At 69.1% G+C, this 22,273-nt stretch carries 10 protein-coding genes; 5 read left to right on the forward strand and 5 right to left on the reverse strand.

The window, feature by feature from the left end:
• Positions 1-119 precede the first annotated feature (119 nt).
• Both ACFXOA_RS19770 and ACFXOA_RS19775 read right to left on the reverse strand, forming a co-directional pair.
• The gene (locus ACFXOA_RS19770; protein ID WP_385029775.1) at positions 120-995 is read right to left on the reverse strand and encodes a chitosanase; all 876 of its coding nucleotides are present in this window, start codon (positions 993-995) and stop codon (positions 120-122) included.
• A gap of 314 nt (positions 996-1,309) precedes the next feature.
• On the reverse strand, positions 1,310-2,110 hold the full coding sequence (locus ACFXOA_RS19775; protein WP_385029778.1) for a chitosanase: 801 nt from the start codon (positions 2,108-2,110) through the stop codon (positions 1,310-1,312).
• A 64-nt stretch (positions 2,111-2,174) separates the two neighbouring features.
• Between ACFXOA_RS19775 and ACFXOA_RS19780 the strand changes: the two genes are divergently transcribed.
• Positions 2,175-2,858, forward strand: a complete 684-nt coding sequence (locus ACFXOA_RS19780) for an alpha/beta fold hydrolase (RefSeq protein ID WP_385029781.1) — start codon at positions 2,175-2,177, stop codon at positions 2,856-2,858.
• A gap of 13 nt (positions 2,859-2,871) precedes the next feature.
• On the opposite strand, the gene ACFXOA_RS19785 is transcribed toward ACFXOA_RS19780, so the two are convergent.
• Positions 2,872-3,477: a TIGR03086 family metal-binding protein gene (locus ACFXOA_RS19785; protein WP_385029784.1), complete on the reverse strand. Its 606-nt coding sequence runs from the start codon at positions 3,475-3,477 to the stop codon at positions 2,872-2,874.
• Positions 3,478-3,594: 117 nt separating this feature from the next.
• Here ACFXOA_RS19785 and ACFXOA_RS19790 point away from each other — a divergent pair, with 117 nt between their 5' ends.
• From ACFXOA_RS19790 to ACFXOA_RS19800, 3 genes are all read left to right on the forward strand, one after another.
• A complete protein-coding gene (locus tag ACFXOA_RS19790) occupies positions 3,595-4,587 on the forward strand; it encodes a fibronectin type III domain-containing protein (protein WP_385029787.1) in 993 nt (330 codons plus the stop codon).
• Positions 4,588-5,338: 751 nt separating this feature from the next.
• Positions 5,339-9,751: a BREX system serine/threonine kinase PglW gene (gene pglW / locus ACFXOA_RS19795; RefSeq protein WP_385029790.1), complete on the forward strand. Its 4,413-nt coding sequence runs from the start codon at positions 5,339-5,341 to the stop codon at positions 9,749-9,751.
• A gap of 206 nt (positions 9,752-9,957) precedes the next feature.
• Positions 9,958-16,719: a DUF3320 domain-containing protein gene (locus ACFXOA_RS19800; protein ID WP_385029793.1), complete on the forward strand. Its 6,762-nt coding sequence runs from the start codon at positions 9,958-9,960 to the stop codon at positions 16,717-16,719.
• Positions 16,720-16,752: 33 nt separating this feature from the next.
• On the opposite strand, the gene ACFXOA_RS19805 is transcribed toward ACFXOA_RS19800, so the two are convergent.
• On the reverse strand, positions 16,753-17,613 hold the full coding sequence (locus ACFXOA_RS19805) for a hypothetical protein (RefSeq protein WP_385029796.1): 861 nt from the start codon (positions 17,611-17,613) through the stop codon (positions 16,753-16,755).
• 134 nt (positions 17,614-17,747) lie between these two features.
• The gene (locus ACFXOA_RS19810; RefSeq protein ID WP_385029799.1) at positions 17,748-18,305 is read right to left on the reverse strand and encodes a DUF6932 family protein; all 558 of its coding nucleotides are present in this window, start codon (positions 18,303-18,305) and stop codon (positions 17,748-17,750) included.
• 211 nt (positions 18,306-18,516) lie between these two features.
• Between ACFXOA_RS19810 and pglX the strand changes: the two genes are divergently transcribed.
• Positions 18,517-22,254 carry a BREX-2 system adenine-specific DNA-methyltransferase PglX gene (pglX, locus tag ACFXOA_RS19815; RefSeq protein WP_385029802.1) on the forward strand — a complete coding sequence of 1,246 codons (3,738 nt, stop codon included), beginning with the start codon at positions 18,517-18,519 and terminating at the stop codon, positions 22,252-22,254.
• The last annotated feature ends 19 nt before the right edge of the window (positions 22,255-22,273 follow it).

Consider the following 22,273-nt stretch of genomic DNA (forward strand, 5'->3'; position numbering starts at 1 on the left):
GTCTTTTTTTTTTTTAATACACCCCCCCCCGGGGCGGGGCCCGGGGGCTGACGCCCGGGGGGGGGGCCGCCGGGCCCCCCCCCGCGGCCCCCGCCCCCCCCCACCGGGGTGGGGGGCCGTCAGCCGATGTGGAAGCTGTCGCCGTAGACCCGCCAGTCCAGCGGCGGGTCGAGGTCCAGGTTGCCCGCGCGGAGGAACACCCGCTGGGCCGTGTCCACCCGGCTGGTGTCCGAGTGGGCCTCTTCCTGCTTCATCGCCCATACCCGCGCGTCGAGGAAGGCGTCGAGGTAGGCCACCTCGTCGCCGCCCTGCGAGGGCGTGCTCGCCTGTGCCAGGGCACGCTGCCGGATCGACCCGAAGCCCGCGCTGTCGGTCCCGCCACCGTGCATCACCAGCGCGTCGTAGTACGCGAACTGGCCGAGCGTGCCCAGCCCGTCGGCCTTGCCCTGGGCTACCGCGGGGTCGAAGTACACCCGGTCACGCTCGTCGTTCTGCGCCTGCTGGAACGCGCTGTCCGACGCGGCCTCGCGCCATGCCCCGGCGAAGCCGGGGTCGAGCCCTTCGTGCGAGTCGGTTCCGTCCACCTCTCGCAGGGCGGGCAGGTACGCCGCGAGGACGTTGTCCGGGCGGCGCTGGGTGTACAGCTCCACGAGGTCGAGCATGTCGCCCGTGCCGGAGCAGAAGCCGATGATGCCGGCGGTGTAGCCGCGGCCGTCGCCGATGTCCTCGATGTAGCCGTACTGGGCCTTCCAGTCCAGCGAGGAGTTCTCCGCGCTGGAGACCAGTTGCATCGCGATGTCCTTCTTCGCGGGATCGTCGAGACCGGTCGAGGCTGCCTCCAGGTGTGCGGCCGGCGGCGTGGGGGCGCCGGCGTGGGCGGTGACGGGAACGGCCGTGAACGTCAGCCCGAGGGCGACGGCGGCGAGTCCGGCGGCGCGGGTGATCCCGCTGATCCGGGGGGTGCGACGTGAGGTGCGGGTGTGGGGGTGATGCACCGGTCCTCCAGAAGGAGTTCGTCGTGCCCGATGTTCTGTTAGGAAGCTTTCCTATCAGGCTCGCCCGGGGTGGTACAGGGTCCGGACGCGGGTCAGCCGAAACATCCCCGCGTGGTGGAAGGGCCTGCTTCGTGCGGGTCCGTGCGCCGATGCGCCCATCCGGTGCGCCTCCACATGGAACAGGAGGCGCCGGTTCCGGTGCAAGCTCCGGACGGGTCGCGGGCCGCCGGACGGATGCGGGACCCGGACGCGCGCGAACCGGCGTACGCGAACCGCCCGGTGGGTGCTCCGGGCGCCCGCCGGACGGGGCTTGCTCAGCCGCCGATGCGGTAGCTCTCGCCGTAGACCCGCCAGGCCAGAGGCGTCTCCAGCTGCAGCTTCCCCTCCCGCAGGAAGACGCGCTGGGCGGTCTCCACCCGGCTGGTGTCGCTGTGCGAGGGCTCCTCGCGGAGCGCCTCGACCCGGGCGTCCAGGAAGGCGTCGAGGTACTCCTCCTCGTCCCCGCCCTCGGCCGGCGGGTCGGCCTCGGAGAGCGCCTCGGCGCGGATGCTCCGGAAGCCGACCGTCCCGCCCGCGTCCGCGTAACCGTGCATCACGTAGGCGTCGTAGTAGATGAACTGCCCCAGCGCGCTGAGCCCGTCGGCCTCGGCGCGCTCGACCGCCGGGTCGAAGTAGGCGGAGTCGCGTTCCGCGTCCTGCGCCGAACGGAGCGCCGGGTCCGTCGCGGCCTTCCGCCAGGCCGTCGTGAAGGCGTCTCCGAGGCCCTCGTGCGAGTCGGTGCCCTTCACCGCGCGCAGCGCCGGGAGGAAGGGGGCGAGGGCGTTGTCCGGGCGCTTCTCCGTATAGCGTTCGACGACTCTCAGCAGGTCCCCCGTGCCGGAGCAGAAGCCGATGATGCCGGCGGTCCAGCCGCGGCCGTCGCCGATGTCCTCGATGTAGCCGTACTGGGCCTTCCAGTCCAGCGAGGAGTTCTCCGCGCTGGAGACCAGTTGCATCGCGATGTCCTTCTTCGCCGGGTCGTCGAGGTTCTTCTCGGCCGGGCCGGAGGCGGCCGGGGAGCAGCCGGCCAGCAGGAGGGCCGCGGCAGCGGCGAGGACGAGACGTGTGTGCTTCACGCGCCAAGCCTGCCAGGCCGGGGGGTGCGGCCGGACCGCGCGGACCGCCTGTAGCGTTCGTGACATGGAAGATCAGTCTGTTGTGGACGTCGGCGATGTGCGGCTGGCGTACCGGACCTGGGGCGAGTCGCTCGGCTCGCCCGTCGTGCTGCTGCACGGCCTCGGTGACTCGTCGGCGAACTGGGCGGCGGCGGGGAGCCTGCTCGGCGAGGAGTGGCGGGTGTACGCCGTCGACCTGCGCGGCCACGGCGAGAGCGACTGGCCCGACGAGTACGGCTTCGAACAGATGCGGGACGACGTCCTGGAGTTCCTGGACGCCTGCGAGATCGACCGCGCAGGCGTCGTCGGCCACGGCATGGGCGGCGTCGTGGCCTGCCTGCTCGCCGAGGAGCACCCGGACCGGGTGGAGCGGCTGGTGCTGGTGGAGACCCCGCCGCCGTTCCGGCCCGAAGAGCCCACCGGGTTCGGCCACGAAGGGCCGGTCGACTACGACGAAGCGGCCGTACCCGCCGTCCTCGGCCAGATCGACGCGCCGGACCGGGGCCGCGAGGAAGGGCTCGGCCAGATCGTTGCGCCCACGCTGATCCTCGCCGGAGGGCCGGAGAGCACCATGGACCAGAGCCGGCTGGCGGACATGGCCTCGTTGATCCCGGACTGCCGGCTGGTGACCCTGGGAGGCGGCCACCGGCCGCACGAGGCGGATCCCGGTCAGGTCGCCGCCCGTGTGACGGAGTTCTTCACCAGCTGACGAGCTGTCCGTGTCAGCCCTCCGGCCGCCAGTCCGGGCGGCGGCCGCTGAGGCCGATCACCCGGTCGAGCGACGGCGCACCGGGCGGCACCGGGACCGGCGGACCGAAGATCGCGTCGGCGCCGGTGCGGTCGTCGTCCCCCGACAGCATCGCCTCGGACGAGCGCAGGTCCTCCTCCGTCGCCCGGAACTCCTGACCCGTCGACCTGGCCAGGTCCCAGCCGTGCACGACCAGCTCGTTCCGGGCGACCATGCCCGCGACCTGCCCGGGCAGATCGACGCCGCCGGCCCGGGTCATGCCCTCCAGGGCCGAGGGCGCACGCCAGGCCGCGACCAGTTCCTCCAGCAGCGGCGGAAGCGAGGTGCGCCAGTCGTCGGGCAGGACCGGCAGGGCCGAGTCCGGGGAGGTGTCCGTGGTCGCGCCGAGATCCTTGCGTCCCGCGTCCCGGAAGGCGGTCGTGAGCCCCAGGAGATGGTCGAGCAGCTCCCGCACCGAGTAGTCGGGGCAGGGCGTCGGGCCGGACAGCTGCCGGTCCTCGACCGAGCCGATGAGCTCATGGATCTGTCGTGCCGCCGGGCCCAGGTCCAGGCCGGTCGTGGTTCCCTTGTCTGTTTCCATACCGTTGAGACCGGTTCAGGCTCCGGAACTCATCGCGGACATTGCGGAACGTTCTTATCCACCCCCTTGTCGGCACTCCCACCCGCATGGCATATAGGTCTGGACCATTGCTGTCGGATGGAAGGCATCACCGTGCAACGCCCCCACGCACGCACCGCGTTGGCCTGCTCCACCACCCTCCTCGTCGCAGCGCTCGCCGGGTGCGGCGGCACCGCGCAGGCCGACACGGAGAAGCCGACGGCACCCGCCGGCGTGACGGTCCAGGCCGGCAGCGCCACCTCCGCCCACGTGATGTGGGAGCAGGCATCGGACGACAAGGGGATCACCGGTTACGACGTCTACCGGGGAGGGAAGAAGGCCGTCTCCGTGCCCGCCACCAAACTGATGATCGACGTCGACGGTCTCACCGCGTCCACCGACTACACCTTCACCGTCAGGGCCCGTGACGCCGCCGGAAACGTCTCGGCCCCGAGCGCCCGGGTCTCCCTCACCACCCCGGCCCCCACGCCGGACGACAGGAAACCGCCGACCACCCCCGTGAAGCTCCGTGGCACCGCGGACAGCGCCCGGACGGTCACCCTGACCTGGGGCGGATCCACCGACGACGTGGGCGTGACGGCGTACGACGTCTACCAGGAGGACTCCCGGATCCACAGCGTCTCCGGATCCGCGACCACCGCCCGGATCGGCGGGCTGCGGCCCGGCACCGTCTACACCTTCACCGTCCGAGCCCGCGACGCCGCCGAGCACTCCTCGCCGGACAGCGACGCGCTGGACCTCACCACCCCGTCCGCACCGGGAGCCCCCGAGAGCACCGCGCCCACCGGGCTGCGGACGACGACGGCTGTGAAGGGCGGCGAGTTCCTCGTCGACCTCTCGTGGGACCAGCCGGACACCGGCGGCACGATCCCCGCCTACCAGCTGTTCCTGAACGGCAAGCTGACCACCACGATCGTCTGGGGCGGAACGCCGCCCGCGGGCCGCGCGACGTACCAGCTCACCCTGAGCGACCCGCCGGGCACCCGCTACTCGCTCAAGATCCGCCCCAAGCTCCCCGACGGGAAGTGGGGCGACTTCTCGGCACAGCGCACGGTGGTCCTGGCCCGTTGAACCGTTACGGTCGCTCGTCCTCGGCGGGGCCCGCGGTGTTAAGGTCACTGGTCAGGCTGCTGTCGGGGGAGTGGGCAGCCGCGACGCGCTCCTCGCGGACGCGCTCTGGGAACTGGCCGACGACCTGCCGGACCGGGCACGGCGGCGACGCAACCGCGCGGGCGTGGATGGGGTCCTGGAAATGACCCGGCAATTCGTCGGCGCTTCCGCGGCTCCGCACCCTTCGGGGAACTTCCTGCGGGCCGAACCCGATGCGGCGCAGCCGGCTGCTGACCGGCAGCTGTGGCCACCGGTGGGCCGTGCTGGCCCAGCGGAGCATCCTGCTGGAGGTGGGGGGAGAGGGGCCGCCCGTGTCTGCCCAGTTCGGGCATCGACGATCTGGCTACCTCTGTGTCAGACCGTCTTGGGCGACCTCCGGCCGCACCTCGCCCTGGCCGAGCGCACTGCCCCGCCGTGCTCCAGTAAACCGGGTGGGACGTCGCTCCGGGCGAGCTCAGACGCCGTCACAGCCTCGGTCCCGCGATTGGTGAGCTCCTCGGCACCGGCCGTAGCTTTCCCTCCGAGCAGCCCCGTACACCTTCGGTGAGGGAGCGCGGCGCACAACAAGCGCTATCGCACGGCCGGATAAGCCGATCAACGCCCTGGCGAGGTTATCGCGGACCGGACGGGCGGCAGGTCATGCCCGAGGTAGGGTCGGACGGGATTGTGCGTTCGTTTCACAGAGCGATATGGATACCGCGGAGGTCGGACCGTGACGGCAGCAGAAACGCCTTCGACCCTGAAGTCCGGCCCTCCGCGCAAGGAATGTTGGTTCCAGCCGCGGCGCTCCGCGTTCTCCTGGGAACAGGACGGGCTTGACCACCTCCGCCAGCTCATGCCGAAGGCGGAACCCTACCGTGCCTGGGCCACGTTCTCCTTCACTGCCGCCTCGGGCCGCACCAACGAGTGCGACCTCTTCATCGCCGTGCCCGGCGGGCTGTATCTGCTGGAGTTGAAGGGGCACCCCGGCCGTGTGGTGAACCACGGCGACACCTGGCAGTTCCACTCCGACCGGGTCCGCACCCTCAAGAACCCGTTGCACCTCACCGACCTGAAGTGTAAGGAACTCAAGGGACAACTGGAGCGTGCCGCCCGCTCCATGGGCGTGGATCCGAAGCGGGTCCCCTTCATCAAGCCGGCAGTGTTCCTCCACGCGCCCGGCCTCGTCAGTGGTCTCGACGAATTCCAGCGGATCAACGTCTACGGCCGCAACGACGCCACCGGAGGACTCGGCAAGATCTGGGACGACCTGCTCGCCAAGCCCCCGGAGCGCGAGAGCTGGCGCATCACACCGCAGTCCGCCCAACTGCTGGAACAGCTGATGCAGAAGATCGGCATCAGCCACTCCACGGCACACCTCCGCTACGGCGAGGACTGGAAGCTCGAGCCGGGGGCCCTCGACGCGGGTCCCGGCTGGGAGGACCGTCTCGCCACCCGTGACGACGGGCTCGTCCAGGAGGGTGGGCGTGTACGGATATACCTGGTCGAGCAGATGGCCGGGGAAGCCGCCAAGAGAGCCGCGGACCGTGCCGCACGCCGCGAGTACCAGGTCCTGCAGGGCATCACCCACCGAGGTATCGCCCAGGCCGTGCAGATCCGCCAACATCAGGGTGGCCCGGCGATCCTCTTCCGCCACCGCCACACGGATCTGCGGCTCGACGCCTATCTGGACGCCTACGGCGGCACGCTGACACCGGAAGTCCGGCTCGACCTCGTACGCCAGCTTGCCGAGGCCCTCCGCTACGCACACAACCGCTCGCTCTACCACCGGGCGCTGGCCGCCCGCTCGGTGTACGTCTCGGCCAAGGAGGACGGCTCCGAACCCGTCGTGCGGATCACCGACTGGCAGACCGCAGCCCGGGACTTCGACACCACGCAGATGCGCTCGATCGGCGACACCCCGCTCGACGCCACTCTCATCGAGGACGCTGCCCAGGTCTACCTGGCGCCGGAGACCGAGCAGGAGTTCGCCGATCCGGTGGACCTGGACCTGTTCGGCCTCGGGGCGCTCGCTTATCTCCTGCTCACGGGTGAAGCCCCGGCCGACCGGCGCAGTGCGCTGATCGAGAGGCTGTACACCGACGGTGGCCTGCACCCCTACGCAGTGGCCGACGGGTTGTCCGACAGCCTCGACGACCTGGTGTACCGGACCACACGCGCGGAGGTCGTCGACCGGCTCCCATCCGCCGAACGCTTTCTGGACCTGCTGGACGAGGCCGAGCAGCAGACCGCCGTTCCCGACCGGTCGGTCCCCGCCGGATCGGACCCGCTGACGGCGGTCCCCGGACAACCGCTGGACGACGGCTGGACGGTCAGACGTGTCCTGGGGACCGGGGCCACGGCCCGGGCGCTGCTCGTCGAACGCGTACTGGAGGAGGCAGAAGGGCCTGACGGCCGTGTGACGGTCGAAGAGCGCGTCTTCAAGGTCGCGCTGGACCAGGACAAGGATGCCCGGCTGCACGCCGAGGCCCAGGCGCTCAAGGCGGTCGGCGGAGGGCGGATCATCCGGCTTCTGGAAGAGCCACGCGAAATGGCCGGCCACACCGTCCTGGAGCTCGAATACGCGGGGGAGTCCTCCCTCGGCGCACGGCTCCGGGGTGAAGGCCGCCTGACCTACGACCAGTTGGAGCGGTACGGCAACGACCTCTTCATCGCGCTGGACCAGCTCGCAGCCAAGGGCGCCCGCCACCGCGACATCAAGCCGGACAACCTCGGCCTGCACAAGCGCAACGACGGGTCCTGGGAACTGCTGCTGTTCGACTTCTCCCTCGCTGACGCCTCCGAGCGCGACATCACGGCGGGTACGCGCGGCTACCTCGACCCCTTCCTCGGCAGCACCCGCCGTTCGCTCTACGACGATCACGCCGAGCGGTACGCGGCGGCGGTGACCCTGCACGAGATGGCGTCGGGGGAGCGGCCCGTCTGGGGGGACGGTCAGACCGATCCCCGGATGAGCGAGGACGTCGATCTGTTCGTCGCCGCCGAGCTGTTCGAGCCCGGTCTGCGTGACGGTCTCACCGGGTTCTTCCAACGTGCCCTGCACCGGGATGTCGACCGGCGGTTCGACACCTTCAAGCAGATGGAGGACGCCTGGCGGCAGATCTTCCGCACTGCGGACTCGGCGAAGCCGGCGACCACTCCGGCAACCGTCGGGGCGCTCGCCACCACCACGGAGGAGGCCCGGGAGACCGCCGCCGCAGCAGCCGAACCGGACACCGCCCTGGAGGCCGCGGGGCTGTCCCCACGCGCCGTCTCGGTGGCCAACGGTCTGGGCGCGGTGACGGTCGGTGAGCTGCTCGAGGTACCCCCGCACACCATCGCACGCGCTCGTGGCGCCGGAACGCTGGTCCGTAGGGAGCTCAACCGACGCCACAAGCAGTGGACGGCGATGCTGCGTCGCCCGGCCGTAGAACCCCCGTCGCCAGCAGCTCTGAAGTCGCCGCTCGCCGGTCCACAGGAACACGCGCAGCTGGTCGCCTCGGAGACCGTCGACTCGCTCGCCGCACGTCTCGCACCCGGACCGGCTCGCAAGGGCAATCTGCGCCCCGACATCATTCGTCTCACGCTCGGCCTGCCCAGCCCGGTCGCCGAGGGCGGCGGCCTCTCCCCGCTCGGGGCATGGCCACCGCAGACTGCCATTGCCAAGCATCTGGGCAGCAGCCAGGCCACAGTCTCCCGCCACCATGTGGCCGCGATCGAGGAGTGGGCGACCACCGACTGGATCCCGCAGATCCGGGATGAACTGGTGCGGGTCCTGGCTCAGTCGGGACGCGTGATGACGGTCGGGGAAGCGGCTGCCGAACTCCGTGTGAGGCACGGTGCCGGGGACGACACCCCCGAGCGCACCCTGGCCATGGCAACGGCCGTCGTCCGCGCAGCCGCCGATGCCGAGGCGCTCCAGCGCGGCACCGAACATGATCCGCGCCTCGAAGTGCTCCGCCGCGGGACCCGTGTCCTGCTGGCACTCGACTCGCTGCCAGGTACGGACGACCCCACCCCGCAGGAGCTTGCCGACTACGCGGCAGCCCTCGGCGCGGAGGCCGACAGGCTGGCGGACGAGGACCCGCTGCCGGGCCGAGCCACCGTCGTGCGCACCCTGCGCGAGGTGGCGGCGCCCAGCGGCATGACTCCGCTGGCCGACACCCGGCTGGTCAGCCTCGCCGCAGTGGTCGCCCGGCATGCCTCCGCGTCACCACGGCTGGAGATCTACCCCAAGGCTCTCGGGCTGGCCCGTGCTCTGCGTATCTCGCAGGCCGCCGCCGGAGTGCGCCGGGAGACAGGCATCTCGATCAGCGAACTCGTGGCCCGCGTGAAGGCGCGCTTCCCGACGGTGCCGGTGCCCGATGCGCCCACGCACATCGAGATCGAGGACGCGCTCAAGGAAGCCGGCTTCCCGCTGGAGTACGACACCGTTCGCAGGCGCTTCTTTCCTCCCGTGGCCGAGGGAGCGCGCTGGTCGAGCTCCACCTTCACCCGTACCAGCGTGCTGGTCGCCGAGGCCCGGACAGCTGCGGCGGCCGGACGCGATCCACAGGCCGTGCTGCGAAGCAGGCTCACCACGTCCGCCGAGCGCGGCGGCTTCCTCGCGCTCACCCTCAAGGGCGCGGACCTGCCGGGTGCGGCAGCCGCGGTGTCAGCCGACTTCGGAGTCGTGCCGGTGGACTTCAACAGGGAGTTTCTGCACATCTTCCGAGCGCTGGCCGACGAGTTGAACACCGACTGGTCAAAGGTGCTGCGCGCGGATTCAGCTTTCACCGGCAGCGGAGAGCTGAAACCGGGTCTGCGTTCGTACGTCCAGCGGGTCTCCGGGCGGATGTCCGAGCGCCTCCTCGAAATGGCGGAGGAGGCGGGCCACAAAACGGTCCTGTTCGTCCACAATGCGGGGCTTCTCGCCCGCTACTTCGACGGCGGCGGCCACGACCTGCTGGTGACCGTGCAACAGGCGGCGCGCCGCCCCGCACAGAGCCCGCACGGTCTGTGGTGGCTGTGTCCGATGGAGGACCCGAAGCAGACGCCGTCGCTCGACGGCCGCACGGTGGAAGTGGTCGACCGGGCGACCGAGTGGGCGGTGCTGGACACCTTGTTCCTGAAGGGGCTCAAGGCTGCGGCAACCGTAGGAGCCTGAGCCTCTTACCCACCTGGCTGTATTCGGCACTTCACTCAACGCAGTGCCGGCCGTAGAATCCTCCGCTTAGGGGGATCAGCGGGACCAAACCGGCCAAGGCGACTGTGAGAACACGACCTGCCGTGTATCTGTCCCGGGTTCAGCACGTACCTGGGGGTGTGTGCTCCGTCGGCCCCGGAGAAGCTGGACGAGGAGCAGAGAACAGAGTGACAATTCCGGGCACTTTCGGCGGCGGTACGGACCTGGAACGGCTCAAGCAGGTTCTCGCCGGCTGGCGGACCTCTCTTGTGGATTTGAGCGGCCGCAATCGCCTGCTCAACTTCCGCCACACCAAGTCTGCGACCTTGGAGATCACGCAGCCTCCGGCGGAGATGCTGGTACGTGGCCTGGAGCGTGGGTGGGACTTCGCTCCGCTTCCGGACGAGGATCTTGAGGACGAGGAAGCGGGCTCCGCCGAGGACGGAACCGCTTCACGCCGCCTTGCTGAGATCCGCGGCTCCGCGGACGGCATCGTGACGCAGAAGACCACAGGACCGGCTCTTCAGCGTGCCCTGACCGGTCTGCGTAGCCGATCGACCCAGATATTCAACGACTACGGTCTGTGGACGCTGCAACTCGGCGTCGGTGTCCTGCACTGGCGCGAGGACGGAGCCGAGACGGGCAGCGACGCCCCGCTGGTCCTGGTGCCCGCCCGGGTCACCCGGATGTCCAACGGGCGGATGCGCCTGGAGCTCAACGAGGATGAGGAGCCACGGCTCAACCCCGCGCTCAGGGTGAAGCTGGAACAGTTCCACATCGACTGGGCACCCGTCACCGAGCAGGATCCGACCGATCTCGCCGCCGTACTCGCCGCCGTCACCGAGTCGGTGGCGGGCAAGTCCGGCTGGAAGGTGTCGCCCCGCGTCGTGCTCGCGCTGTTCGCCTCCCACAAGGAGTCGATGTATCAGGACCTGCTGGAGAACGAGAGCTGCGTTCTGGCCAGCGACCTGGTCAAGGCTGTGGCTCTCGGGCCGAATGCCGGTCTGGCCTCCGACCGCTTCGACTTCGAGGAGATCGAGCTCGACCGCATCGATCAGCTCAGCCCGCCCGAGGACAGCCCGCTGGTCCTCGATGCCGATGCCTCCCAGCGTCAGGCGGTGGCCGCTGCCGTAGCAGGGCAGTCCTTCGTGCTCGACGGCCCTCCGGGCACCGGGAAGAGCCAGACGATCACTAACATGATCGCCGGGCTCATTCATGCGGGCCGCAGTGTGCTCTTCGTCAGTGAGAAGGCCGCTGCTCTCGACGTGGTGCTCGACCGCCTCCGGTCGGTCGGCCTGGACTCGTACGCGCTCGCCCTGCACAGCCACAACACCAGCCGCCGAGCGGTGGCACAGGAGCTGGGCCGGGCGCTCGAAGAGGAACCGCAGGCACCCCAGCTCTCGCAGCAGGCCGTGGCCTTGGCCCGCGAGACCCGCCAGGCGCTCAGCGGCTACGCCGACGCGATGAACGAGGTCTGCGAGCCGCTCGGCAAGACCCTGCACGACGTGATCGGCCGAGTGGGCCGGCTTTCTGACGCACCCGTGGCCTACCTGACTCCGGCGGCCGACGGCGGGAAGGACGACAAGCCGTTCGTCGCCGCCACCCTCAGCAGCCAGGACCTGCACCTGGTGATCGAGGCCACCCAGGCCATCGCTGACGCCTGGCAGGCGGTCGCAGACCCGTCCTTCCCATGGCGGGACCTGCGCGCGGGCACCCCGCATCCGCGACCCGCACTCGACCAGGCCATGGCAGCCCTCGAAGGGCTTGTCACTGCCGTGGCCCGCTACCCCGAACTCGGCCCTGACGGATCTCCCGCAGGCGACGAGAGCGGCGTCGTCCGGCTCACCGGTCTGCTGTCGCTCATCGAGTCCCGGCACGGCGTTCCAGAACACTGGCTGACCACACCCGACTTCGCCGAGACGGTGGACAACCCTGTCGACGCCTTCCTCACTGAGCTGAGGAAGGCGAACCGTGCTGCGGCCTCCGCGAGGTCCGCGGCCGGTGCACGCTGGGAGGAGCTCTCGGCGCGCCTTACGGCGGAGAAGAGCGCAGCGGAAAGCACGCTGGCCGGTCTCGTGCCTCCCGGAATCGACCTGTCCCCGCTCACGGAAGAACGAGCGGGCGAACTGGCCCGGGAGTTCGAGTCGACCGCTGACGGGCTCGACCGTACGCATGGCCATCTCTCGGACCTGGCTCGACGGTTCGGGCTCGACGTTCCCCGCGACGCCGAAGCGGCTACCCAGGTGTGTGACATCGTCGCGCTGGCCGGAAGCGGGCATCGGCCACCGGGGTCCTGGTTCGAACCCGGTGGCGCGGCGAGGGCCGACCAGGCTGCCGTGCGTGTCATTGCCGACCGGCTGCGTGCCTTCTCCGCTCACCGCGACGGGGTCCTCTCCGCGCGGGCGGAGGCCACCGCGCTTGCCGGGCCCGGATGGGCCGACCTTCCCATCGGGCTCAGCGCCGATCCGTCCCCGGCGGAACAGGCTCTCGCGGATCTGGACCCCGCCGGACTGGACATCACCTCGTGCACGCAGCGGTACGCCGCAGAGAATCTCGACCGGTTCTCAGCCCTCGCCGTGACCCTCGAATCCGCGGAGCGGCACGCCGAGTCCGCGTCCGTGCTGCTCGGCCTCGACCGGCCGCGGAGCACGGCGGGGGCCGAAGAACTGGTCGCCCTGATCGACCTGACCACCGCCCCGCACCGCGCCCCTGTCGCATGGCACGATCCCGCAGTGCTGCCCCGTGTGCAGGATGCCGTCGCTGACATCACGGAAGCCGCAGACCGCCTGGCCGACGCCGAGCGGGCCGCCCGGGACACCTTCCGCCACGAGGCTCTCAGCACACCCGGGCTCCCCGACCTGATCCGTCGGCTGACAGAGGGCTCCCGTGGCATCGGCGGTCTGCTGTCCAGCGGCATCCGCGCAGACCGCAAGGCCGTCGCCGGTATCACCGTCACCGGCTCGTGGCGCAGCGATCTGTACGACAAGTTGCCGTCCGCCCTCGCCTGGCACACCGCGCACGACCGGCTCAAGCAGCTCACCAGCGACCACCGAGAGCTGCTGGGCGTCTACGCCGCGTCCGAGCTTCCCGACGTCCCCGCGCTGCGGGCGGCGGTGGCACACGCAGAATTCGTCCACCGCCTCGCACAGGACGCTGTCCTGACCCCACACCGTCGCACCACACTCGCCGCTCAGACCGCGGACGGTGTCACTCCTTCGCCGGAGCTGCTCGGCCTGGGGGCCGCACTACGCGATGAGCTGGGCGCCTGGACAGCCCAGTTGAACGATCCGAGTCTCCGGCCCGCCGCGGATGAGCTCATCAAGCAGCCTCTCGGTTCCGTAGCCCGACGCCTGCGCGCTCATCTCGACCCGCTGCGTGAGGCCATCGCACTCCTCGACACCCTGACCGCAGTCGGCCGACGGGCGGAAGGGGCCTCCGAACGCACGGTGTCCGTCGCCCGTGGAGCGGTTGCCGCGGCCCACAGGGCCCGCCGCGAGACCGAGTCGTTCGCTGCCGAGGAGACGACCCACCGCCGGCTCCTCGGCCCTTGGTACCGGGGTCTGGATACGGACCCGTCCCGCTTCCGCGACGACGACCACGGCGACTCCACCGCCCACGAGGCGACGGGTCAGCTGCTCCGCCTCGCATGGGAAGCCACGGAGTCGGCCGGAGCAGTCGGCCCGACCCAGTTCGCGCGCACGTCCGAGCAGGACGTCGAACTGCTCGGACGGTACGCCCCAGACGGCCACCCCGACTCGGACCTGCTGCGTCGCGCGATCGAGACGACACGCGCCGTCGAGAAGCTCGCACCCGCCGCGCTCGCGGACCCAGCGCGTAGGGCTCGCCTCGCCGACGGCATGACTGACGGCACGCCCGCACCTCATGAGGCCCTGCGACAGGCCGAACAGATCCGCTCCGAGCTGGAGATCTGGCAGAGCCACGTCCGTCTGCCGCATCTGTCAGCCGCAGGCAACCAGCTCCTGCATCTGCCGCTGGACGAAGCTGCCAGGTGGTTCCGCGTCCACGTCGAACCCTTCGAGGACGCTGCCGATCTCGTCCACTCCGTCGCCCGCGTTGCCGACACGACAGAGAATCTGACGCTGAGCCGCGCACGCGAAGCCGTGACGGCCGTCGTGCAGGCACGGGCTGCCGCGGCACGTTTCACGGAGCATGCCTCCGCCCACCGTGATCTGCTCGGAGAGCTCTACCGGAGCACCGCTACTGACCGCAGCGACGTACTCGACGCCCTCGACTGGGCCCAGAAGGTACGAAGGTCGTCCGACGGAGCCCGCTCTGCGCCCCTGACCGTGGCTGCCGCCCACACCATGCTGACGGCGCCCGCCGACCCGTCCGTGGCGCAACGACACGAGGACTGGCGGCGGCAGCGCGACGCCCTCGCCGAACATTTCCAGCCGCCCCGCGACCGCGGTCTGCGGCGCGAACTCCAGCAGTCCCTGTCTGCGGCCCGTACCTACCTGTCGCGCCTGGACGACGACCCGTACGGCCCCGAGGCATGGACCTCCTGCGCCCAGGCACTCACCCGCCTCAAGGGATACGGCTTGGACGGACTGCCCGGCCAGCTCGCGCAGCGCGATGTCTCCGCAGCGGAATTCCCGGCGGCGATGGAGCGTGCGGTCCTCACCGCGTGGATCGAGCGCCGGTTCGAACTCGACGCCCGGCTCAAGCCGATGCGCGCAGTCGAGCGGGACCAGTTGGTGGAGCGGTTCCGCACGGCGGACCGGGACCTGGTGCAGGCGGCCCACGCCGATGTCATCGCCGCCTGCAACGACCGCCGTCCACGGCGTACGTCGGTGGGCCAGGCCGCCGTACTGCGCAGGCAGGCCCAGTTGAAGACCCGGCACATGCCGGTCCGGCGCCTGTTGGGTGAGACCCGCGAAGTCGTCCGCCTCATCAAGCCGTGCTTCATGATGAGCCCGCTGACCGTCAGCCAGTTCCTTCCCTCCGACTTCCGCTTCGACGTCGTCATCTTCGACGAGGCGTCCCAGGTGCTTCCCCAGGACGCCGTCAACTCCATCTACCGCGGTGATGCCCTGATCGTGGCCGGGGACCAGAAGCAGCTGCCGCCCACCTCGTTCTTCAGCGCGGGCGGCGGCGATGGGGACGACGAGTGGGACGAGGACGGAGCAGCCGATTTCGAGTCGGTACTCGACGCCTGCAAAGCGACCGGTGTGCTGAAGGGCCTGCCCCTGCGGTGGCACTACCGCAGCCGCCACGAGAACCTCATCGCCTTCAGCAACCACGAGTTCTACTACGAAAACCCCATGGTGACCTTCCCCGGGGCGTTGGAGCAGAGCCCGGACGTCGGCGTCGAGTTCGTCAAGGCGGACGGTGTCTACGACAAGGGAGGCCGCAGGAACAATCCGCTGGAGGCGGCCCGGGTCGCCCAGCGGGTGATGCACCACTTCGCCACCCGCCCCGGACTCACCCTGGGCGTGGTCGCCCTGTCGAAGGCACAGGCCGAAGCCGTCGAGGAAGCTGTACAGAAGGCCAGGACCGCCCGTCCCGACCTCGACCACTTCTTCACCGACGACCGTCTCGACGGCTTCTTCGTCAAGAACCTGGAGACCGTCCAGGGCGACGAGCGCGACGTGATCATCCTGTCGGTCGGCTACGGACCCGACCAGCAGGGCAAGCTGGGCTTGTCGTTCGGCCCCATCAACAGGGAGGGCGGCTGGCGCAGGCTCAACGTCGCCGTCACCCGCGCCCGGCGCCGGATGGAGGTCGTCGCCTCCTTCTACGGCGGCGACCTGCGCGACAGCCCCAACAAGAGCGTGCAGCACCTCAAGCGGTACCTGCAGTACGCCCAGCACGGCCCCCAGATCCTCCAGACACAGACCGCCGCCCCGGACGCAGCCCCCGAGAGTCCGTTCGAGGAGGAGGTCCTCGACGTACTGCGGGGCTGGGACTACGAGGTTCAGCCCCAGGTGGGCGTCGCCGGCTTCCGCATCGACATGGCCGTACGCCACCCTGCCGCACCCGGCAGCTACGCCCTCGGCATCGAATGCGACGGCGCGATGTACCACTCGTCCCGGGCGGCCCGCGACCGTGACCGGCTGCGCGAATCCGTTCTGAGCGATCTGGGCTGGAAGCTGCACCGGATCTGGGGCACGGACTGGTACCGCAGCCGCCGGGATGCCATGGCACGCCTGCGCGCGGCTGTGGAGACGGCCTGCGCACAGGACCCGCACGGGAGCAGGCCGGAGCCGGAATCCGTACCTGTGATCGTCGAGGAAGCCCCGGGGGCCCAGGCCGACACCGTGCCTGAGGCCGCCGCCGCAGCGCCCTCGGCCGCCACGGCACGGACGGTGACGTTCGTCCCGGTGGACGACGGCCCGGCACCGTGGAGCCGGCCGTACCAGGAGGCGGAGGACGCCGAGCTGGACAAGCTGCGGAAGGCCTCGGCCCGCCGACGGAACCGTGTCGGCATCGAGCTCCAGGACCCGGACGCGGGCGGCGTGGTGGGGGACGTGGTCAGGTGCGTGATCGAGGTCGAGGGCCCGGTCACCGAGGAGTTGATCTTCACCCGTGTCCGCTCGGCATGGGGCCTCGCACGCTCGGGGCAGGTTATCCAGGACCGCGTCCGCCGGGTGCTGCGGAAGCTCGTCACCAAGGGTGAGATCCTGCTTGTCGGCGACGCGTACGACCGGCCCGGTCATGAGGTGGAGGTCGCCCGCATTCCGACGTCGCGGTTCACCCGCAAGGTCACACAGGTGCCGTCGGTCGAGCGGCAGCTCGCGCTGCGCAGTGTGGTGGAGGAGAGCCCGGGTGTGCAGCGTGCGGAGCTGCTGAGGGTAGTAGCGCGCTTCTTCGGGTGGGCACGGCTCGGCTCGGATATCCGGGACGCGCTCACGGAGGACATCGACGACCTGGTCGCCCGGGGAGCGCTGGAGGAGACGGACGGAGGTCTGCTGCCCGTTGACGGCGACTGACGTACGGAGGGGAGGGCTGGGCCGCCGTTCGGGTCAGCCCTCCGCCAGGTCCAGGTCGATCAGCAGGTAGCTGTGATGCTCGCGGCCCAGCGGGGACCTGGCGGTGGTGATCATGACCTCCGCCAGGACTGTGCGGTTGGCGTAGGCGCTCAGGAGCGCGGTCACCTCACGGTCGGCGCGTACGGTGACGACCCCGCGACGAGCAACCTCGATCTCCACGGTTCCGCGCACCTTGCTGCCGCCCACGACGGTGCCGGTGAGAATGTCGCTGCGGTGGGCGAAATCCGCGGTGCGCAGCGTTTCCCGGCAGCGTTGCGCGCCACTGCTGCTCAGGCTCGACGACCGCAGGCCGGCATGCGGGGACTGCCAGGTGAGCCTGACGCCGGCGTCCGCGTCCGCCACCACTCCGGTCAGCTGCGCCAGGTGCCCCGCCGCCCGACGCCCGAGCGGAAGGGCAGCAGCGAGGACGGCGTCCTCCGCAGCGTCCCCCGACTCTGCTCGGTCGGTCAGGTCCAGGAGGGTCGACATGGCGCGGTCCAGGAGTGACTCCCCAGCGGCGATGTCCGGCAGCTCTTGCTGGGCCTCCGGTGGTGCCTCCTCCAGGACCATGCCGTAGGAGGAGGGGAACACGGCCGACGAGTAGAGCTTTGTGGCGCGCTGGATCTCTCTGGGTACGGGGCCGGAGTCATGGGTCGGGCGCTGATCGTCGAGTGCGTGGGCGACCGAGGTGACAGCTGTCTGCAGGGCTGTGAGCCACCCGCCGAGGACGGACGCCTCGATCCGGTGGTCACGTACGGGCGGCCCATCGAGCGCCAGACTGAGCGAACGGCGCGGCGGGCCCTGGCGCTCCCGGTCCACGTCGGACTGCTGCCCGTGCCCAAGGGCGTTTCTCAAACGCCGGCTCTGGGCGGCGGAGAACTCGGACAAGGAGCGAACGGGGGAGTGACCGGGTGCTTTTGCCCGATTGGCCTCCAGCCAAGCGAGCAGGGACTGCCGGTCGGAGGGGTCGGGCAGGTCCTGCGGGGCGTTCACAGCAGTACCTCCACGTATCCGCGCCGTTTGTCGGTCCGAGTGTCACCCATTGTCGGTCTGCACCGCTGCCAGATCTCGTCGAAGAGCCCCAGCTGGTAGAAGACGTCCCGGTCTCCCGGGGCCATGGCTCCCGTCACACCGAGGTCCTGGAAGCGGACCGTCTCCGGCAGACGCAGGATGCGCGCGTCCACCCGCATGTGCTGGGCGACACACCAGTCGCGCGTTCCCAGGTTGTCCAGATACTCCGCGAGGTCGCTGTCTGCGGCGTGTGCATCGTAGACGTCGTGCGCGACCAGGTACGTGACATCCACATCACTGGGGTCGATCTTCCCGCTGACGAAGCTCCCGGCCAGCCATATCCGGCTCACCGACCCGAGCACGGCCTCCACCGCCGCTCGGTGCAGGGTCCACTCCTTGAAGATCTCCCAGCGGGTGGTGGAGGCGGCGAACCGGCGGTGCCACACCAGCTCCTTCTCCACTTCCTCCCAGGACAGCGGGAAGCGCCCTGGCGGCAACGTGTCCGTGGCCGGGAGGAAGGGCGGCAGGGACGGCATGGGGCTCCTTCGCGGTGATCGTGCGAGCACGATAGGTCAGGTTGTGGACACCGCGTGGGCCGTTTGGATTCTTCCGCCGATGGAGTGAGAGGTGGTGTGCTGTCCGGTTCCGGATGAAGCGTCCGGGGAGGGGCGGCGGGGCTGGCAGGATGGATGCATATGAGCTGCGGACCCGGGCGGGGTCCGGGTCACGGAACGAGGGGGCGCCCCGGTGGACAAGGCCGCACTGCTGAAGGATCTGCGCAAGCAGGTCACCGCGCTGGAGGACGACCTCCGGGCTCGCACGGACTCGGTGGACGAGTACCGCACGGAGCTTGAGCGCGAGTACACGGCAGCCCGCGAGGCGAGCCGCACGGCGGCGACGTACGGGGCCTGGAGGGACGAGCGCGTGACGCAGGCGGCGGCGGCCTGGGTGCTGGCCACGGTGTTCGTGCGGTTCTGCGAGGACAACGGCCTGGTCGACGACCCGTTCATCGCGGGCCCGGGGGAGCGGCTCGCGGACGCGGAGGACCGGCAGGCGGCGTTCTTCCGGGAGAGGCCGGAGCTGAACGACCGGGACTGGCTGGTGGCGGGCTTCGACCACCTGTCGGACGCGCACAAGGCGGTCGCGGGGCTCTTCGACCGGGGCCACAACGCGCTGTGGGAGCTGAGCCCGTCGTACGAGGCAGCGACACGGCTGCTGGGCTTCTGGCGGGAGCGGGGCGCGGACGGCGAGATCATCCACGACTTCACGGACGGGGAGCTGGACACCCGGTTCCTGGGCGACCTCTACCAGGACCTGAGCGAGCACGCGCGGAAGACGTACGCGCTGTTGCAGACGCCCGAGTTCGTGGAGGAGTTCATCCTCGACCTGACGCTGGAACCGGCGGTCGAGGAGTTCGGCCTGGAACCGGCGTGGAAGCACAAGCCGGCGGGCTGGCAGGGCGACGAGGCGGTCGTACGGGGCCTGCGGTGCATCGACCCGGCGTGCGGGTCTGGCCACTTCCTGCTCGGTATGTTCGAGCGGCTGCTGAAGAAGTGGCGGGAGGCGGAGCCGGGCACGGAGGACTGGGAGCTGGTGCGACGGTCCCTGGAGTCGGTGCACGGCTGCGACAAGAACCCGTTCGCGGTGGCGATCGCCCGCTTCCGGATGCTGGTGGCGGTGCTGAAGGCGTGCGGGGAGCGGCGCCTGGCGGCGGCCCCGGAGTTCCCGATCAACGTGGCGGCGGGGGACTCGCTGCTGCATGGGCGGGGGGCGGAGACGGTCACGGAGACGCTGTTCTCGGGTGCGGGGGAGGACGAGGACCGGACGTTTGCCTTCCGGACTGAGGATGTGTGGGAGTTCGCGGATCGGGTGGATCTGCTGGGGCGTGGGAGTTACCACGTCGTGGTGGGGAATCCGCCTTACATCACAGTGAAGGACAAGCAGGAGAACGAGAACTACCGGAAGGCGTATTTTGCTTGTGCGCGCAAATATGCGTTGTCTGTGCCATTTGCCCAAAGGATTTTCGAGCTAGCAGTGAGGGGGGCGGGGAAGGATCGGCAGGCTGGGTTTGCGGGGCAGATTACTGCTAACTCCTTTATGAAGCGGGAGTTCGGCAAGACGTTGATCGAGTCATTTCTCCACGGTGGTGTGGAGTACAAGGATCCACGAACCAAAAGAAAGGCTGTGTTCTCCGGTGTGGATCTAAGTCACGTGATTGACACATCAGGCGCCTATATTCCCGGGCACGGAACACCGACCGTCATCCTGGTGGGGCGCAATCGAGTTGCCGTGCAGTCTGATCCGGTTCGTGTTGTTTTGGGAGTGAGGGGGGAGCCGACTCAGCCGGCTAACCCGGCCCGCGGCAGCGTCTGGTCGGCAATTGTTGAGCAAGTGAAGAATCCGATGAGTGGGTCGGAGTGGGTCACCGCCGAGTATGCAGAGAGGGGGAAGTATGCTCTTCATCCTTGGACCCTGAGTGGTGGAGGAGCGGGAAGTCTATTTCAGTGCGTGAACGATGGCGCAGCAGTACGCTTGGGGGGCACCCTTAAGAGGGTTGGCTTCTATGGTGTTATGGGTGCCGATGACGCCATGACTGCCACAGCGCGCGCTTTCCAGCGGGATCACGCTGAAGCTGCTTACCATCTGCCTCTGACGATCGGTGAAGAGGTGCGTGATTGGGGCACGCAAGCAACCGACGATGCTTTCCACCCGTACGATCAGGAGCGAGAACTCGTTTCACTCGAGGCTATGCCAGCACACGCTCGGCGGTTGTGGCCGTTGCGAACAGAGCTCGGAAATAGGGCAACGTTCACCAAGGGGACTTACTATAGTGACGGGCGCCCTTGGTATGAATGGCACCAACTGCCCAAGGATGAGGCTGCTCATTCTTGGGCAATCCCTTTTTCGTTTGTTGCAACCCATAATCACTTCGTGCTTGATCGAGGTGGGAAGGTATTTGGTAGGTCCGCGCCGGTGATCAAATTGCCGGAGGAGGCTACGGAGGATCAGCACCTGGAGTTGCTGGGGGTGCTGAACTCGTCGACGGCCTGCTTCTGGCTTAAGCAGGTGAGCCATAACAAAGGGCGCCCCGGCGCTGAGGCAACGGGAGCTGATGAGCCCTGGGAGCATCGATACGAGTTCACCGGCACAAAGCTTCAAGAATTCCCCCTTCCCGTCACTCTCCCCCTCGAACTGGGTCGTGGACTGGATTCGCTTGCTCAGGAACTGGCTAGACATGAGCCTTCCGCCCTCGTTGAGCGTGGTGTTCTCACGCGAGCTTGTCTGACCGAGGCTTGCTCCGAGTACGTACGCATCAAGGCCCAAATGGTTGCACTCCAAGAGGAGCTGGACTGGACCGTCTACGGGGCGTATGGCGTTCTGAGCCCGGACGAGGTGGTGCGTACAACCCTCCCTAGTGGAGCTAGCAGCCCCAAAGTCGAGGCGAGCGAGAGAGCATTCGCCATCGTGCTCGCACGGGCGGTTGCTGCTGGCGAAATCAACACGTCGTGGTTCGCACACCATAACCATCAGTTTCCTGAAGTTGTCGACATCCCCGCGCACTGGCCCGACTCGTACAAGGCTATTGTTGAGGCGCGCATCGAGATCATCACCTCTCGCAAGGGCGTGGCCCTCGTCGAGCGGCCCGAGTACAAGCGGCGTTGGGCATCCGAAACTTGGGAAAAGAAGGAAAAGGCAGCCCTCCAAGCTTGGCTGCTCAACCGGTGTGAGGATGCCAACCTCTGGTTTGGCCTGCGTGATGGAATGCGTCAGCCTCGTACGCTCACCGTCTCCCAGCTTGCCGACGAACTTCGTTCCGATGCTGAGGCGAACGCTGTCGCCGAGCTTTACGCCGCTGATCACCTCGGCAAGCGTGATGCGCCCCTCGCGACGGTTCTTGCGGACATCGTCGTCACGGAACACGTTCCGTACCTTGCGCCGATGCGCTATAGGGACTCTGGCCTGCGCAAGCGCGCCCAGTGGGAGCAGGTGTGGGACCTTCAACGCGAGGAGGACAGGACGGGGAATCGGGTCGATATTCCTGTACCGCCGAAGTACACCTCAACTCCACCAGACTTCCTCAAAGCGTCTTACTGGATGCAGCGTGGCAAGCTCGACGTGCCCAAGGAGCGGTTCATCTCCTACCCCGACGCGTCGCCGGACTCTGACCCGACGCTGCTGCTCGGCTGGGCCGGCTGGGATCACAAGGATCAAGTGCAGGCCCTGGTCAACGTGATCAATGACCGTACCGAGCAAGCCGGTTGGGAGACCCCGCGCCTGACCCCGCTGATTGCGGGCATTCAGGAGCTGATGCCGTGGGTTCACCAGTGGCACGGCGAGTACGACGAAGAGTGGGACGGCACTCCCGCCGAGGAGTACCAGGCATACCTGGACGAGCAGCGCTCCAAGCACGGGCTCTCGGCGGAGGACCTCAGGGCCTGGCGGCCGGAGAAGAAGACCCGTGGGAGGGCGAAGAAGGCCGACTGAGCCCCGGCGCGCCACGCGC

Origin of the sequence: Streptomyces sp. NPDC059166 (assembly GCF_042755185.1) — a bacterium.
Lineage (GTDB): Bacteria > Actinomycetota > Actinomycetes > Streptomycetales > Streptomycetaceae > Streptomyces.

Coding starts and splice junctions, on each gene's coding strand:
- ACFXOA_RS19785 (WP_385029784.1), bottom strand. CDS start 3,477: ATGGAAACAGACAAGGGAACCACGACCGGCCTGGACCTGGGCCCGGCG.
- ACFXOA_RS19790 (WP_385029787.1), top strand. CDS start 3,595: ATGGAAGGCATCACCGTGCAACGCCCCCACGCACGCACCGCGTTGGCC.
- ACFXOA_RS19810 (WP_385029799.1), bottom strand. CDS start 18,305: ATGCCGTCCCTGCCGCCCTTCCTCCCGGCCACGGACACGTTGCCGCCA.
- ACFXOA_RS19780 (WP_385029781.1), top strand. CDS start 2,175: ATGGAAGATCAGTCTGTTGTGGACGTCGGCGATGTGCGGCTGGCGTAC.